A 14,497-nucleotide genomic window follows, 5' to 3' on the forward strand; every position below is an offset into this window, starting at 1 on the left:
GCCGCTTGACCTGCATCACATCCGCCGCGCTCTGCCTGCCTGCGCCGGCCCTGCAGCACACGGTGCCGGCGGTTAAGCCTTATGCTCGGGCCTCTATGGCCCAAGTCACTTTTTCTCCCCCGTTCACCAGCCCTTCCGGGACCGCGGCGCAGCTGCGCAGCGCGGGTTTTGCCGTGCTTTCGCCCGCCGACGTGGCGGCCTGGATCGGTTGCCCGCTGCCTGCACTGCTGGCGCTCAACGCCGACTGGCAGGCTTTGCCGCCCGATGAGTTCCTCAAGGATGGCGGGCGCTACCGGCGCCGGCGCCATTCCTGCTTCGTGGTGCAGGGCGGGCAGGTGCAGCAGGTACCGCACCGCGCGCACTGGCAGCCCGTGGAGTACAACGCCTTGCACGGTGGCATGGAGCGCTGGTTTGCGCCCATGGAGGCCGCCACCGTGGCGCAGCCCGCGTGGTCGCAGCTGCTGCAGGCCTTGGCCCGGGTGTCCGACGCGGTGTTTGCCGATGGCCAGGCGCCGCAGCCCTGGTCGGTGGAGGCGCACCAGTTCCGCATCGATACCGAAGGCGGCATTGGCCGGCCCACGCCCGAAGGGGCGCACCGTGACGGCGTGGACCTGGTGGCCGTGTTCCTGGTGGGCCGTGTGGGCATCAAGGGCGGCGAGACCCGCGTGTTCGAGGCCAACGGCCCCGGCGGCCAGCGCTTCACCCTCACCGAGCCCTGGTCGCTGCTGCTGCTCGACGATGCGCGCATGATCCACGAGTCCACGCCCATCCAGCCCATTGCTCCGGGCGGTTACCGCGACACGCTGGTGGTCACCTGCCGACGCGGGGGCTTCCAGGGGGCGTAGGGTGCCTGTCTGTAGGACAAGGCGTCGTCATGGTGCGTCAATGGCCTGATCATGCGCCTGCTGTTTGATGCGGATCAAGATGCGCGGTATGGTGCAGGTTCACACTGTCCTTCATCGCACCGCAGGCCTCGCCGAGGGTGCATTCACACAAGGAGAAGACACCATGTTCAAGCACATCCTGGTTCCCATTGACGGCTCCGACATCGCCTCGCTGGCCGTGGCCAAGGCAGCGGGCCTGGCCAAGACCTTCGGCAGCGCCGTGACCGCCTTGTACGTGGTGGATCCCTATCCGTTCACCGGCGTGGGCGCCGACTTTGCCTACGGCCAGGCCCAGTACCTGAGCGCCGCGACGGCCGAGGCCAACGCCGCGCTGGAGAAGGCGCGCACCGAACTCACCGCTGCCGGCGTGCAGGTGAGCACGGTGGTGGGCGAGGGCCATACCGTGCACGATGGCATCCTGAGCGCCGTGCTGAGCACGGGCGCCGACCTGATCGTGATGGGCTCGCACGGCCGCCGCGGCCTGGAAAAGCTGGTGCTGGGCAGCGTGACCCAGCGCGTGCTGGGTGCCGTGCATGTGCCGGTGCTGGTTGTGCGTACCTGAACTGCAGCGGTCACGCACACCAACAAGAAAATGGCTCCCGAGGGAGCCATTTTTCATGGAAGCCGCAAAGCTTCCGGTTACTCGATCTTTGCGCCGGAAGCTTCCACGATGCCCTTCCACTTGGTGTAGTCGGTCTTGAGCAGCGTGCCGAACTGGGCGGCCGACATGGCCTCGGGCTCGGCACCCTGGGCGTGGATGGCGTCCTTCATCTCGGGCGTGGCCAGCAGCTTGTTGATCTCGGCATTGACCGCCGACACCACGTTGGCGGGCGTACCGGCGGGGGCGAACACGCCATACCAGGTGCTCACGTCAAAGCCCTTGAAGCCCGATTCGGCCACCGTGGGCACGTCGGGCAGGGAGGAACTGCGCTTGGCCGAGGTGACGGCCAGGGCACGCAGCTTGCCCGACTTGAGCTGGCCCATGGCCGAAGGCACGGACGACATCAGCAGGTCCACATTGCCGGCCAGTGCGTCCATGAGGGCGGGGTTCGAGCCCTTGTAGGGGATGTGGCTGAGCTTGACGCCCGCGGCCTTCTCGAACAGATCGCCGGCCAAGTGGATGGAGGTGCCGTTGCCGGGCGAGCCGTAGGTGACGGTGCCGGGCGCCGCCTTGGCGGCTGCGACCACATCGGCCAGGGTCTTGTACTTGGAGTTGGCGCTGGTGGCGATGACCACGGGCGTGTAGGCCACGTGGGCCACGGCGGTCAGGTCCTTGGTGGGGTCCCAGGGCAGGTTCTTGTAGAGCCAGGGGCCGATGACCAGGTTGTCCTTCTGGCCCATCACCAGGTCATAGCCTGTGGGCCCGGCTTTCACGGCCTCGCCGATGCCGATGGTGCCGCCGGCACCGGCCTTGTTGTCGGCCACCACGGTCCACTTGGCGCTCTCGGTGAGCTTGGTGGCCACCAGGCGCGACAGGATGTCGGTGCCGCCGCCCGGTGGGAAGGGCACGATCAGGCGGATGGGCTTGTTGGGGTAGCCTGCGGCCGGGGCGGGTGCCTGGGCATGGGCGGTGGCACCCAGGGCGAGGGCCAGCGCACTGAAGGAAATCAGGGTGCGAATCATGGTGAAAGATGTCTCCGTCGGTTCAATGGGGGAGCCGCCGCGGCGGGCATGCTCCACTCTGCCGGTCTGGGCCAGCACCTCGCCATGATCGCCGATACGGCGGGGGTGCTGCCTTGCCAATACGGGGTGGCAGCATCGCGGGTGGCGATGGCAGGCCCCGGTATCGGTCAGAGGCGTTCGAAGATCGCGGCAATGCCCTGGCCGCCGCCGATGCACATGGTCACCAGCGCATAGCGGCCTTGCACGCGCTGCAGCTCGTGCAAGGCCTTCACCGTGATCAGTGCGCCCGTGGCGCCGATGGGGTGGCCCAGAGAGATGCCCGAGCCGTTGGGGTTGACCTTGGCCGGGTCCAGGCCCAGGTCCTTGCTCACGGCGCAGGCCTGGGCGGCGAAGGCCTCGTTGGCCTCGATCACGTCCAGGTCAGCCACCGTGAGGCCGGCCTTCTTGAGTGCCAGCTGCGTGGCAGGCACGGGGCCGATGCCCATGTACTTGGGGTCCACGCCGGCATGGGCGTAGGCCACCAAGCGCGCCAGCGGCTTGGCGCCACGCGCCTTGGCGGCGCCGGCTTCCATCAGCACCACGGCCGCGGCTGCGTCGTTGATGCCCGAGGCATTGCCGGCCGTCACCGTGCCGTTTTCCTTGGCGAACACCGGCTTGAGCTTGGCGAAATCGTCGAGCGTGGCGCCGCTGCGGAAATGCTCGTCCGTTGCGTATTGCACGTCGCCCTTCTTGCTCTTCAAGGTGACCGGCACGATCTGGTCCTTGAAGTAGCCCGCCGCCGTGGCGCGCTCGGCGCGGTTGTGGCTTTCCACGGCCAGCCTGTCCTGCTCTTCGCGGCTGATGCCCCACTTGGCGGCGATGTTCTCGGCCGTCACGCCCATGTGGATGGCGTGGAAGGGGTCGTGCAGCGCGCCGATCATCATGTCCACCATCTTGGTGTCGCCCATGCGCGCGCCCCAGCGGGTGTTCAGGCTCGCGAACGGAGCGCGGCTCATGTTCTCGGCGCCGGCGCCGATGGCCACGTCGGCATCGCCGAGCAGGATGGACTGGCTGGCGTTCACGATGGCCTGCAGGCCCGAGCCGCACAGGCGGTTCACGTTGTAGGCGGGCGTGGCTTCGCCGCAACCGCCGTTGATGGCGGCCACGCGCGAGAGGTACATGTCCTTGGGCTCGGTGTTCACCACATGGCCGAACACCACATGGCCCACATCCTTGCCTTCCACGTTGGCACGCGCGAGCGATTCGCGCACCACGAGGGCGCCCAGTTCGGTGGGTGCAATGTCCTTGAGGCTGCCACCAAAGGTGCCGATGGCGGTGCGTACTGCGCTGACGACGACGACTTCACGGGTCATGGGAATGTCCTTTCTGGAGGGAGGTCTGTTGGTTCTATTGAGCGTCTCTTACATCGGCCACGGGGTTGGTGCCGAAGTCTGCGCGGTCCAGCCAGGCGAGCACGCGGGTGGCGGCATCGGTGGGCGACGTGAGCTGGCCGCCCGTCTTGAGGTTGGCGAAATTCTGGCGGTCCGGAAAAGCCTCGGGTGCGGCGCCGCGCAATTGCACCTGCATATCGGTGTCGATCACGCCCGGAGCCAGCGAGCATACCTTGGCGCCGTTCGGTTTGTGGGCTTCGTCCAGCGCCACGCAGCGCGTGAAGTGGTCCATGCCGGCCTTGGCCGCGCAGTAGGCCGCCTGCGAGGCCATGGCCTTGCGGCCCAGGCCCGAGGAGATGTTGAGCACCTTGCGCGCCGCGGTCGTCCAGCCCTCGGTGGCGCCCAGGAAGGCGGCCGTGAGCTGCATGGGCGACTCCAGGCCCACGCGCAGGGCGTTGGCCAGGTCGGCGGCATCGCTGCCCGACAGCGGGGCGATGCGCGGGATCACGCCGGCGTTGTTGATCAAGGTTGCGCTGGCAAAGCGGCCCGGGGCCTGCGCGGCCAGCCAGTCCGCAAGGCGCTTGGCGGCCTGCTCGCCCTGGGCGAGGTCCAGTTGCCACTGCTCGAGCGTGGCGCCCGAGGCCTTGGCTGCGGTGCTCAGGGCGTCCTGGCTGCTGCGTGCCAGGCTGATGAGGGTGTTTGCGGGGCTTTGCAGCAGTTGCTGGGCTATGGCCAGGCCCATGCCGCGCGAGCCGCCGGTCAGGATGAAGAGATGTGGGGTTTGGGACATCCCTCCATCGTACTGCGCCTGTACGCCATCAGCTGTCGCCCGGGGATTCCAGGGCGGCCAGCAGCACGGCCAGCTTGGCGTCGAGCGCTGCCAGATCGGCCGCTTTCATCGGTGCCAGGATGCGGTGCTCGTTGGCCACATGGGCCTCCACGGCCCGGTCGATCAGCGCCAGCCCTGCAGGGGTGAGCTGCACCAGCATGCTGCGCGCGTCCTCGGGGTTGGGCAGGCGCGCCACGAAGCCGCTGGCCTCCAGCTTGTTCATGCGGTGGGTCATGGTGCCCGAGGTGACCATCAGCGTCGAGAACAGCGTGGTCGGCGCCAGGCAATAGGGCGCGCCCGAGCGGCGCAGCGTGGCCAGCATGTCGAACTCCCAGAAGCTCAGGCCGAACTCGGCAAAGGTCTCGTCCAGCCGGCGCTGCAGCAGGGCTGCGCAGCGCTTGAGGCGGCCGATCGGGCCCATGGGGCCCACGTCCAGGTCGGGGCGCTCGCGCTGCCATTGGGCCAGGATGGCATCGACGGCATCGGGCGGGGCGGAGGGTGCGGGCATGGTGGTGCAGGTTGTCTTGATTTCAAGATTTTATGGTACAGTGATTTATCTTGAATTGAAGATAAAATCATGACCGAGACACCTTCCCGCGTCGCCTGGGGCGATGTACTGCTCACCGCGCTGGCCCCCGCCATCTGGGGCTCCACCTATATCGTCACCACCGAGCTGCTGCCGCCGGACCGGCCCTTCACGGCCGCGCTGCTGCGCACCCTGCCTGCCGGCCTGCTGCTGGTGCTGTGGTGCCGCCAGGCGCCGGCCTTGCGCGATGGCCGGGGCTGGGCGCGCCTGCTGTTGCTGGCGGCGCTCAACCTGGGGGTCTTCCAGGCGCTGCTGTTCGTGGCGGCCTACCGCCTTCCGGGTGGGGTGGCCGCCGTCGTGGGTGCCGTCGGGCCGCTCTTGATGATGGGCCTGACCTGGGCGGTGGACCACCGCCGGCCCCCGGCCCTGGCCATGGTGGCGGGGGCGCTCGGCGTGGCCGGCATGGCGGCGCTGCTGCTGTCGCCCGGCGCCGCCTGGGACATGGTCGGCGTGGCGGCTGCGTTCGTCGGCACGGTGTGCATGGCGCTGGGGACTTTTCTCGCCCGGCGCTGGCAGTCGGGTGGCCTGCCGGTGCTCGCCTTCACGGGCTGGCAGCTGCTGGCCGGTGGGCTCATGCTGCTGCCCGTGGCCTGGGCGGTGGACCCGCCACTGCCCGCGCTCACGGTCACGCAAGTGGGCGGGTACGCCTACCTGAGCATCGCGGGTGCGCTGCTGGCCTATGCGCTGTGGTTCCGGGGTGTGGCGCGCTTGCCTTCCATCGCGGTGTCATCGTTGGGGTTGCTGAGCCCGGTGGCGGCCGTGCTGCTGGGCTGGGCCTTGCTCGGCCAGGCGCTGCGCGGCACCTCGCTGGTGGGCGTGGTGGTGGTGCTGGCCAGCATCCTGGCCGTGCAGTGGGCCATGGCGCGCCAGGCCGAACGGTCCTAAAACTCTGCCGGCCAATGGAACTGCAGCGGCTCGCCGGTGGTTGGGTGCGCCAGTGCCAGCTCACTCGCATGCAACAGCAGGCGCGGTGACCGGGCCAGCGTGGCGGCATCGGCATACAGCGCATCGCCCAGGATGGCGTGGCCCAGGGCTGCCAGGTGCACGCGCAGCTGGTGGGTGCGGCCGGTCACGGGTTCGAGCAGCACGCGGGTGGTGCCTGCCATGGGGTCATGCGCTTCGGCGCGCCAGCGTGTCAGGCTGGGCTTGCCCAGCACCGGGTCGATCACGCGCAGCGGGCGGCGCTCCCAGTCGGCCGCGATCGGCAGATCGATCTCGGTCCAGGTGCCTTCGCCAAGTGGCTGCATCTGCCCCTGCACCACGGCCACATAGCGCTTGTGCACCTGGCGGTCGGCAAAGGCCTGGCTCAGCGCACGCTGTGCTTCGATATGGCGGGCCATGAGCACCAGGCCTGAAGTCGCCTGGTCCAGCCGGTGCACGATGAGCGCGCCGGGCCAGTGCTGCTGCGCGCGGGCGCTCAGGCAGTCCTGCTTGTCGGGGCCGCGGCCGGGCACGCACAACAGACCGGCGGGCTTGTGCAGCACCAGGATGTCGGCGTCCTCGTGCAGGGCCTGCACGGCCAGTGGCCCCTCAGCCGGCAGCATGGCCATGGATGAGCCGGTGCACCGTGGCCACCAGTTCTTCCACATCGTTGGGTTTGTGGATCAGGGCGCTGGCGCCTTCGGCCATGGCCGCCTGTTCGATTTCGGTGGTCACATAGCCCGATGCCAGGGCCACCGGCAGGTCGGCGCGGATCTGGCGCGCTTCGCGCACCAGGTCGGTACCGACAAAGCCGGGCATGTTGTAGTCGGTCACCAGCAGGTCATAGCGCTGCGGGTCGGCGCGCAGCGCTGCGCTGGCTTCATGCGGGTCGGTGTAGCCGCTCACCTCGTAGCCGCGCCGGCGCAAGAGGCGCTGCACCAGGAAGACCAGGGCCTGGTCGTCGTCCACATACATCACATGGGGCTTGCGCTGGTCGGCCTGCGCCGTGGCCAGCGGCGCGGGGGCCGGGGGCGGCATCACTGCCGGCGCGGTCTCGGTGCCGCCGGGCGCCACGGGGAAGTACAGCGTGAAGCGGCTGCCATGGCCCGGAATGCTGCTCACGTCCACCGCGCCTTCGTGCGTGCGCATCACGCCGTGCACCACGGCCAGGCCCAGGCCCGTGCCCTGGCCCACGGGCTTGGTGGTGAAGAAGGGTTCGAAGATGCGCTGCAGGGTGGCCGCGTCGATACCAGGCCCGCTGTCGCGCACCGTGAGGGCCACGTAGTGGCCCTCCGCCAGGCCCAGGCGTTCACCCAGGCGCTGGTCGGGCTGCACCGCAGTGGCTTCCACATGGATGCTGCCGCGCGCACTGCCGATGGCGTGGATGGCGTTGGTGCACAGGTTGAGCAGCGCCTGCTCGACCTGGGTGGCGTCGGCCAGCACCGGCGGCAGGTCCAGCTGCAGCTGCATGTGCAGCTCGATGGCCGGGGGCAGGGTCACGCGCAGCAGGCGCTCGGTGTCGTGCACCACCTCCACCAGCGGCACGGCCGCGCGCTGCGGTGGCTCGTTGCGGCTGAAGGTCAGGATCTGGCGCACCAGATCGCGCGCCCGGCGCCCGGCCTTGTCGATCTCGCGCAGGCTTTCGAGCGCGGGCGAGCCCGGCGTGCAGTCGGCCTTGGCCAGCTCGACGTTGCCCAGGATGGCGCTGAGGATGTTGTTGAAATCGTGCGCGATACCGCCGGCCATGGTGCCCACGGCCTGCATCTTGTGCGACTCGCGCAACTGCGCCTCCAGTTCGCTGCGGTGCGCCTCGGCCTTCTTGCGGCCTGTGAGATCGCGTGCGAACACGGTGGTGGTCTCGCCCTCGGCGTGGCGCTCGAAGGACACGCTCACCTCCACGGCCAGCTCCTTGCCACCCGCCGTGAGCGCCGTCATCTCGCCCAGCATGGCCTGCGTGGTCAGTTGCGCAAAGGTCAGGCCCTGTGTCGCGCCGGGCAGGAAGCGCTCCAGCGGGCTGCCCAGTGCATCGCTGGCGCTGCACTGGAACAGCGCTGCCGCCGTGGGGTTGAACACGGTGATGCGCTGGTGCTGGTCTACGCACACGATGGCGTCCAGGGCGGAATTGATCACCGCCTCCAGCCGCTTCTCGCTGGCGTACAGCTGCTCGTTGCGCTGCTGCAGGGCCTGGGCACTGTGCTGCAGTGCCCGGCGCTCGCTGAGCAGCGGGCCCTGGTCGATCACCGCGCACAGGTACTGCGACACGGGCGGGCCACCGCCGGCCTGGGGCGCCTCGATGTGGGCAATGTGCAGGTCGCCCTTGATCCGCACTTCCTCGCCGATGTCGAAGACCACCTCGGTCACTTCGCTGCGCCCCAGGTTCTCGGCCTGGGCGAAGGCGTTGTTCACGCGGTTCACATCGGCCGCGCTCACGAAGGGCATCAGTGCCGTGAGCGGCCGGTCGCGCTCCGTGGGCTGGAAGGAGCGGTGCGCCATGGAGTTGGCCTGCACCACCATATCGTGCTCATCGATCACCATCAGCGCCAGCGGCATGCTGGCGAACAGGGTCTCGAAACGCTCCGAGGCGCTCTCGGCCACAGCCTGGCTGTAGCGCAGCACCTTGTTCTGGCTTTCGAGCTCGGCCTGGTAGGCGCGCAGCTCGGCCACCAGGCCCTCGGCCGGGCTGCCGGCGCTGCTTTCGGACGCCGAGCTCGCGCTGCCCGCTGCCGCACCGGCTGCGGGCAGGCGCCGGGAAGGGTCCAGGAAAGACAGGTCCGGTTCACTCATGGACTGGGGCAATCAGCAAGGCGGCACTGCGCGATGGGGGAGGGGAAAACAAGTGTAAGCCTCCCGAAGCCCCCATACCGCGCATGGAAGGGGTGATTGTTGATGGATTGCGAACAATCCTTTTCCCCGGCGGGCCTTACCGAACAGCACCCCGTTCCCTACAGTTCACCCATCGGCATTGCGATGCCGTCCCTCCAACACCCAAGACCATATTTCAGGAACCAGGGCCATGACCACAGCCAACCACACCACCATCGCCGCCAACCCGCTGCTCGACAAGCTGCAATGGCGCTACGCCGCCAAGAAGATGGACCCCGCCAAGAGCGTGCCGGCCGACAAGGTCGAGCGCATCCTCGAAGCCGCGCGCCTGGCGCCCACCTCCAGCGGCCTGCAGCCCTTCGAGATCATCGTCGTGACCGACCCCGCCGTGCGTGCCCGCATCCAGCCTATCGCCTGGAACCAGGGCCAGATCACCGACGGCTCGCACCTGCTGGTCTTCGCCGCCTGGGACAACTACACGGCCGAGCGCATCAACATGATGTTCGACCTGACCAACGAGCAGCGCGGCTTCAAGAACGAAGGCTGGGAAAACTACCGCCAGATGCTGCTCGGGATGTACCCCCAGCGCGATGCCGAAGTGAACTTCCAGCACGCCGCCCGCCAGGCCTACATCGGCCTGAGCGCCGCCCTGATGGCTGCAGCCTTCGAGGGTGTGGACTCGACCCCCATGGAAGGCTTCGACCCCAAGGCCCTCGACGAGATCCTGGACCTCAAGGCCCGCGGCCTGCGCAGCGTCGCCATCCTGCCCCTGGGCTACCGCGCCAGCGAAGGCGACTGGCTGGTGAACCTCAAGAAGGTGCGTCGCCCACGCGAACAGTTCGTCACCGAAGTGTGATGGAAACGCCCGGCCAAGCCCGCAAGGACAGGCCGGAACCGGTTGCATATCTCTCTCCTCCGCCGTCTTTCTTGAAGACGTTCACCCGCCCTCCACGCAAGTGAAGGGCGGTTTTTTCGCTCAGTTCGCAGGCCGAGGCGCATCGTTGACTTGGCGCAGCGGCGTCAGCACAAAGGCCAGGGCCACCAGCACCACCAGCGCACCGCCGCTGGCGGCGAACAGCTGGGTCAGTGTGATGCTCTTCATGAGCCAGCCCGTCACGGCCGCCGAGATCGGCGCCAGGCCCATGAAGATGAACATGAACAGGCTCATGGCCCGGCCGATGAGCATGGGCGGCACGCGCTGCTGGATCCAGGTGAACACGCGCACCTGCATGAAACCGCCGAGCAGGCCGATGGCCAGCATCAGCCCCGCGCCCTGCCACACGACCGTGACCATGCCCATGGGGATGAACAGCAGGCCGATCACGGCGTCGAACGCGAGGATGGTCAGCCCCAGGCTGCCCCAGCGCAGGCGCGGGAACATGCCCGAGGCCACCATGCCTGCCAGCGTGCCCGCACCATGGGCGCCCAGCATGGTGCCGAAGGCGGCCGCGCCCAGGGTGGGCGTGCTGCTGGCCAGCACCGGCACGGCGATGTGGATGGGGCCCATGATGAACAGTGCAATGGCGCTCCAGTAGAGAAAGCAGGTGCGAAGTTCCGTGTCGCGCCAGAAATGCACGAGCCCCTGGGCCACCGAGGCCAGCACGGCCTGTGGTGCGCCCAGCGGCGCAGGGGCGGTGCCTGTGAGGGGCTTCACCTGCGCCAGTGTCCAGGCCGAGATGCCGAAGCTCAGCGCATCGAGTGCGAACGCAATGCCGATGCCCGTGGCATTGGCCCGCGCATCCGCGCCGCTGCTGCCGTCGCCGAACAGCGCGAGCAGCAGGCCCGCGAGCAGGGGGCCGAGGAACATGGTGAACTGGCGCAGCCCCAGGCTGATGCCATTGGCGGCCTGCAACTGCGGGCGCGGCACCACGTGCGGCATCATGGCCGTGCCGGCCGGGATGCTGAAGGCCGTGGCCAGGCCGATGGCCAGCGACAGCGCATACACCATCCACAGTGTGAGCGTGCCCGTGAGCACCAGGCCGCTGAGCAGGGCGAGCAGCACCAGGTTGACGTACTTGGTGAGCATCAGCACCTGCTTGGGCGAGTAGCGGTCCACCAGGGCGCCCCCGACCAGGATGAAGAGCGCGCGCGGCACGCTCATCAAGGCCAGCACGGTGCCCAGCACCAGGGTGTCGCCCGTCATCTGCAGCACCAGCCAGGGCAGGGCGATCAGGGTGAACTGGTCGCCCAGCATGGTCAGGGCCGAGCCGCCGGTCAGCCAGCGGAAGTTGGGGTCGCGCCAGAGCGCAGCGTTCGGTTTCACTTCAGTTCTCCACGGCGCTGCGCGCCATCCACAGAGCATGGGACTGGCGCGCGCGAGGCCAGCGTCCCCGTGCAAGGGCCGCCCCGCCGCACTGGGGGCGTCCCCCTCCCGAGTCGCGCAGCGGGTCGAGAGAGGGGGAAGGCGCGAAGCGCCTCAGGGGGTGTTTCTTTTCAGTGGGCATGGATGGGTTCTCCAGAAGAAGGGGAAGTGCGGTGGCGGTGTCCGTTGAGGAGCGCGCCGACGGCGGTGAAACGGACCAGGAATTGGTAGCTCAGCAGGCACACGGCCGTGGTGGCGGTGATGTTGACCAGCATCTTGGCCAGTGCCGGCATCGGCAGGCCGTACAGCAGCGCGCCAAAGCCTATGGTCAGGGGCATGTGCACCAGGTACACCCAGTAGGAGCTGTCGGCCAGCCAGGCCAGCCAGGCGTGGCGGCCTTGCACATAGCGCAGAAAGAGGCCGATCAGCGCAAAGCTCCACAGCCAGGACGCGGTGTTGTAGACCAGGGCAATGGCGAACAGCAGTGGCTGCGGGGTGGTACCCGCTTGCATGGCGGTCTCGGTCAGCACGCCCGTGGCCAGGAACAGGGCGAAGGCCGAGGCCTCCGGGTGTGCCTGCGCCTCCATGAGGATGCCCGTGAGCAGAAAGCACACGCCACCCGCCGCTGCATACAGCGGCCAGTGCCGCAACCAGTGTGCGAACAGGCGCTCACGCAGCAGGTACACGCCGGTGCCGAAGCCGAAGAACAAGCCGTTGTGCAGCCATTCGGCCAGAGGCGGCAGGAAGGCGCCGCTGGGGGCCAGAATCCCGTTGGGGTAGCGGCTGCCCAGCCAGGCCAGTGGCAGCGCGAGCACCAGGGCGCCCCAGAGCGACTCGCCCAGGTGGGTGACGGCCGCCGCCAAGGCGGCATGCACGCGGTCCGGCAGGCGGACCAGGGCCCAGTGCAGGGGTACCGCGAGCATGCAGAACCACAGCAGCAGCCACAGAAACCACAGGTGCATGGTGGACGGGCCCTCGGGCACGCCGGGGCGCGGCTGCAGCAGGCTCCGGTCGAGGCCCCAGGTTCCATGTGCCATGCGGTGCAGGAACAGCAGGGCCAGCACTGCGCACGCGGTGTACAGCACGGGCCAGAACACGGCGAATGGCAAGGCCAGCCGGCGCAGGCGGTGGCGCAGCATGCCGCGCGCCCCCCGGCGCTGCACCAGCAAGGCCACGAAGAAGCCCGCGAGGATGAAGAACACCGGCATGCGGAATGCATGGATGAATGCCATGAGCAGGTCGGCCAAGGGGGTCGAGCGGTCGTCGTGCCAGGGCAGGGGAGAGGGGGAGACCAGGTGGATCACCGCCACGTGCAGCACGATGCCCAGCCACATCATGGTGGCGCGCAGGTTGTCCAGGGCGTGCAGGCGGTCGGCGGGATGGGGGTCGTCGGCGGATGTCATGGTCGGTCCAGAGGAAGCTCTGGGGCCGACTGTAGGCCCTCACGTTGCGTGAGGGTCAAGCGTTTTCAGCGCTTTTTGGGCAAGCCGGATGCCTGCTCTGCCGGGGCTGCCTGCGCCAGCACCTCCAGCAGGTAGTTGCGCACCGCCTGGCTCAGCGGGGAGCCGGCGCGCAGCAGCGGTTCCTGCGCCGATGCCGTGAGCAGCTTTTCGCGCAGCACGGGGTCGTGGCCGGTCAGCTGTCCGAACAGGGCATCCCAGCGCAGGGCCGCCGCAACCGCTTCGGGATGGCTGGTGGGGGCACCATCGGCCAGCAAGCGCTGTACATCCTGCTCCAGTTGCTCCCATTGCGTGTGGGGCACATGCCCAAGCCGGCGCAGGTCGTCGCGGGTCAGGTATTTTTCGAGCAGGGCCAAGCGCATCTTGATCGCCGTTTCGACAAACTCGATCATGTCGCCGGGCGGCGCGTGGTTGCGTCCCTGGGTGCTGGGCTCGGTGCGGAACATGTGGCCCCAGCGGTCGAGCAGGTCCAGGTCGCCCCCCATCCAGTGCAGCATCAGCGCCATCCAGCGGTAGGCCAGTGCCTGGACCTCGGGGCTGTCGGGCGGCTGCTGGCGGTCCATGGCGTTGCGCACCAGGTCCTTGACCACCAGCCAGTCGGCCTCGATCAGGCTCCAGTTCGTGAAGATCAGCTTGAGCTCGGCCGCGCTGAAGTACTTGCCGTAGGTCGTCATCAGGGCGAGGGCTTCGAGCCAGTTGCCCATGTCGGGCTCGGCCCCAGCCATCAGGCCGTCGCGCAGCATGGTCAGGCGCGCGCGCAGTTCGGTGGCCTGCGTGATCTGCTGGTCCAGCGAGCGGATCTGCTGGCCGATGATGCGCTCGGGCGCCATGCCTTCGCCGGACAGCAGGCCGCTGATGTCACCCAGGGCCAGCCCCATCTGGCGCATGGTCTGGATGCCGTGCAGGCGCTGCACATCGGCCTGGCTGTACAGGCGGTAGCCAGCCTCGGAACGGCCCGAGGGCGCGAGCAGCCCGATCTCGTCGTAGTGGTGCAGGGTGCGCACCGTGAGGCCGGTGCGCCGGGCCAGTTCACCGACTTTCAGCAGCATGTGCAAGGAATGGGTGAATGAATGGCCCGCGCGCTGATCCACTTCTTCTTACTATTACTTGCCGACGGAAATCAGCTCGATCTCGAAGTTCAGCGTGGCATTGGGCGGGATCACGCCGCCGGCACCGTTGGCGCCGTAGGCGATGGCGGGCGGGCAGGTCAGCTTGGCCTTGCCGCCGGGCTTCATGCGCTGCACGCCTTCGGTCCAGCAGGGGATCACACGGTTCAGCGGGAACGAGGTGGGTTCGCCGCGCTTGTAGGAGCTGTCGAACTCCTTGCCATCGAGGAAGGTGCCCTTGTAGTGCACCTTGACGGTGTCGGTGGCCTTGGGCGATTCGCCGGTGCCGTCCTTGAGGGATTCGTAGACCAGGCCGCTGGCGGTGGTGACGGGCTTGGCGGCTTGCTGGGCCATGGCGGCGGGGGCGATGGCGAGGGTGGCGAGCAGCAGGCACAGGGTATGGCGCAAGGGGTTCTCCTTTTTGGGATGGAACATTTCAGACAGGGGCGATCTTAGTCGTGTTCTTGTTGGTGCTCGTTCGATGTTGTTGCGGTGGTTGCTCTGTGCTTTTGCATGGGGCGGAGGCCGGGATGTGCGCCCGGCGGCGCACCCACCTTCTTTTGCGTCGCCAAAAGAAGGTGGGCCAAGAAAAG

14 protein-coding genes are annotated in these 14,497 nt (G+C 68.3%); 4 read left to right on the plus strand and 10 right to left on the minus strand.

Annotated elements, in window-relative coordinates; genetic code table 11:
• Positions 1-95 precede the first annotated feature (95 nt).
• Both AC3WOH_RS31610 and AC3WOH_RS31615 read left to right on the plus strand, forming a co-directional pair.
• A complete protein-coding gene (locus tag AC3WOH_RS31610; RefSeq protein WP_492233295.1) occupies positions 96-845 on the plus strand; it encodes a 2OG-Fe dioxygenase family protein in 750 nt (249 codons plus the stop codon).
• Between the two features lie 163 nt (positions 846-1,008).
• Complete coding sequence (locus AC3WOH_RS31615; RefSeq protein WP_184865875.1) at positions 1,009-1,446, plus strand: universal stress protein; 438 nt, start codon at positions 1,009-1,011, stop codon at positions 1,444-1,446.
• A gap of 77 nt (positions 1,447-1,523) precedes the next feature.
• On the opposite strand, the gene AC3WOH_RS31620 is transcribed toward AC3WOH_RS31615, so the two are convergent.
• From AC3WOH_RS31620 to AC3WOH_RS31635, 4 genes are all read right to left on the minus strand, one after another.
• Positions 1,524-2,507: a tripartite tricarboxylate transporter substrate binding protein gene (locus AC3WOH_RS31620; RefSeq protein WP_492233297.1), complete on the minus strand. Its 984-nt coding sequence runs from the start codon at positions 2,505-2,507 to the stop codon at positions 1,524-1,526.
• 167 nt (positions 2,508-2,674) lie between these two features.
• The gene (gene bktB, locus AC3WOH_RS31625; protein ID WP_492233299.1) at positions 2,675-3,859 is read right to left on the minus strand and encodes a beta-ketothiolase BktB; all 1,185 of its coding nucleotides are present in this window, start codon (positions 3,857-3,859) and stop codon (positions 2,675-2,677) included.
• Between the two features lie 34 nt (positions 3,860-3,893).
• A complete protein-coding gene (locus AC3WOH_RS31630) occupies positions 3,894-4,667 on the minus strand; it encodes an SDR family NAD(P)-dependent oxidoreductase (protein ID WP_492233300.1) in 774 nt (257 codons plus the stop codon).
• Positions 4,668-4,695: 28 nt separating this feature from the next.
• A complete protein-coding gene (locus AC3WOH_RS31635; RefSeq protein ID WP_492233302.1) occupies positions 4,696-5,214 on the minus strand; it encodes a MarR family winged helix-turn-helix transcriptional regulator in 519 nt (172 codons plus the stop codon).
• A gap of 69 nt (positions 5,215-5,283) precedes the next feature.
• On the opposite strand from AC3WOH_RS31635, the gene AC3WOH_RS31640 reads away from it, so the two are divergent.
• Positions 5,284-6,177, plus strand: coding sequence for an EamA family transporter (locus AC3WOH_RS31640; RefSeq protein WP_492233303.1), 894 nt, complete (start codon positions 5,284-5,286; stop codon positions 6,175-6,177).
• Here AC3WOH_RS31640 and AC3WOH_RS31645 read toward each other — a convergent pair.
• Positions 6,174-6,836, minus strand: a complete 663-nt coding sequence (locus tag AC3WOH_RS31645; protein WP_492233310.1) for an RluA family pseudouridine synthase — start codon at positions 6,834-6,836, stop codon at positions 6,174-6,176. The two genes, AC3WOH_RS31640 and AC3WOH_RS31645, sit on opposite strands and share 4 nt — an antisense overlap.
• Positions 6,823-8,997: a PAS domain-containing hybrid sensor histidine kinase/response regulator gene (locus tag AC3WOH_RS31650; RefSeq protein WP_492233304.1), complete on the minus strand. Its 2,175-nt coding sequence runs from the start codon at positions 8,995-8,997 to the stop codon at positions 6,823-6,825. Before AC3WOH_RS31650 ends, AC3WOH_RS31645 begins: the two co-directional genes overlap by 14 nt.
• 229 nt (positions 8,998-9,226) lie before the next feature.
• Here AC3WOH_RS31650 and AC3WOH_RS31655 point away from each other — a divergent pair, with 229 nt between their 5' ends.
• Positions 9,227-9,892 carry an NAD(P)H-dependent oxidoreductase gene (locus AC3WOH_RS31655; protein ID WP_492233305.1) on the plus strand — a complete coding sequence of 222 codons (666 nt, stop codon included), beginning with the start codon at positions 9,227-9,229 and terminating at the stop codon, positions 9,890-9,892.
• A gap of 120 nt (positions 9,893-10,012) precedes the next feature.
• Here the strand turns inward: AC3WOH_RS31655 and AC3WOH_RS31660 are convergent, their stop codons facing one another.
• From AC3WOH_RS31660 to AC3WOH_RS31675, 4 genes are all read right to left on the minus strand, one after another.
• Positions 10,013-11,299: an MFS transporter gene (locus tag AC3WOH_RS31660; RefSeq protein ID WP_492233306.1), complete on the minus strand. Its 1,287-nt coding sequence runs from the start codon at positions 11,297-11,299 to the stop codon at positions 10,013-10,015.
• Between the two features lie 170 nt (positions 11,300-11,469).
• Positions 11,470-12,741, minus strand: coding sequence for an acyltransferase family protein (locus tag AC3WOH_RS31665; RefSeq protein ID WP_492233307.1), 1,272 nt, complete (start codon positions 12,739-12,741; stop codon positions 11,470-11,472).
• A gap of 65 nt (positions 12,742-12,806) precedes the next feature.
• Positions 12,807-13,847 carry a MerR family transcriptional regulator gene (locus tag AC3WOH_RS31670; protein ID WP_492233308.1) on the minus strand — a complete coding sequence of 347 codons (1,041 nt, stop codon included), beginning with the start codon at positions 13,845-13,847 and terminating at the stop codon, positions 12,807-12,809.
• Positions 13,848-13,901: 54 nt separating this feature from the next.
• The gene (locus AC3WOH_RS31675; RefSeq protein ID WP_492233311.1) at positions 13,902-14,258 is read right to left on the minus strand and encodes an FKBP-type peptidyl-prolyl cis-trans isomerase; all 357 of its coding nucleotides are present in this window, start codon (positions 14,256-14,258) and stop codon (positions 13,902-13,904) included.
• Between the last annotated feature and the right edge of the window lie 239 nt (positions 14,259-14,497).

The organism is Acidovorax sp. FW305-C-20-28, assembly GCF_058783375.1.

Excerpts from the sequence above, each read along its gene's own strand:
- AC3WOH_RS31610 (WP_492233295.1), top strand. The coding sequence starts at position 96 with ATGGCCCAAGTCACTTTTTCTCCCCCGTTCACCAGCCCTTCCGGGACC.
- AC3WOH_RS31615 (WP_184865875.1), top strand. The coding sequence starts at position 1,009 with ATGTTCAAGCACATCCTGGTTCCCATTGACGGCTCCGACATCGCCTCG.
- AC3WOH_RS31620 (WP_492233297.1), bottom strand. The coding sequence starts at position 2,507 with ATGATTCGCACCCTGATTTCCTTCAGTGCGCTGGCCCTCGCCCTGGGT.
- bktB (WP_492233299.1), bottom strand. The coding sequence starts at position 3,859 with ATGACCCGTGAAGTCGTCGTCGTCAGCGCAGTACGCACCGCCATCGGC.
- AC3WOH_RS31630 (WP_492233300.1), bottom strand. The coding sequence starts at position 4,667 with ATGTCCCAAACCCCACATCTCTTCATCCTGACCGGCGGCTCGCGCGGC.
- AC3WOH_RS31635 (WP_492233302.1), bottom strand. The coding sequence starts at position 5,214 with ATGCCCGCACCCTCCGCCCCGCCCGATGCCGTCGATGCCATCCTGGCC.
- AC3WOH_RS31640 (WP_492233303.1), top strand. The coding sequence starts at position 5,284 with ATGACCGAGACACCTTCCCGCGTCGCCTGGGGCGATGTACTGCTCACC.
- AC3WOH_RS31645 (WP_492233310.1), bottom strand. The coding sequence starts at position 6,836 with ATGCTGCCGGCTGAGGGGCCACTGGCCGTGCAGGCCCTGCACGAGGAC.
- AC3WOH_RS31650 (WP_492233304.1), bottom strand. The coding sequence starts at position 8,997 with ATGAGTGAACCGGACCTGTCTTTCCTGGACCCTTCCCGGCGCCTGCCC.
- AC3WOH_RS31655 (WP_492233305.1), top strand. The coding sequence starts at position 9,227 with ATGACCACAGCCAACCACACCACCATCGCCGCCAACCCGCTGCTCGAC.
- AC3WOH_RS31665 (WP_492233307.1), bottom strand. The coding sequence starts at position 12,741 with ATGACATCCGCCGACGACCCCCATCCCGCCGACCGCCTGCACGCCCTG.
- AC3WOH_RS31670 (WP_492233308.1), bottom strand. The coding sequence starts at position 13,847 with ATGCTGCTGAAAGTCGGTGAACTGGCCCGGCGCACCGGCCTCACGGTG.
- AC3WOH_RS31675 (WP_492233311.1), bottom strand. The coding sequence starts at position 14,258 with ATGGCCCAGCAAGCCGCCAAGCCCGTCACCACCGCCAGCGGCCTGGTC.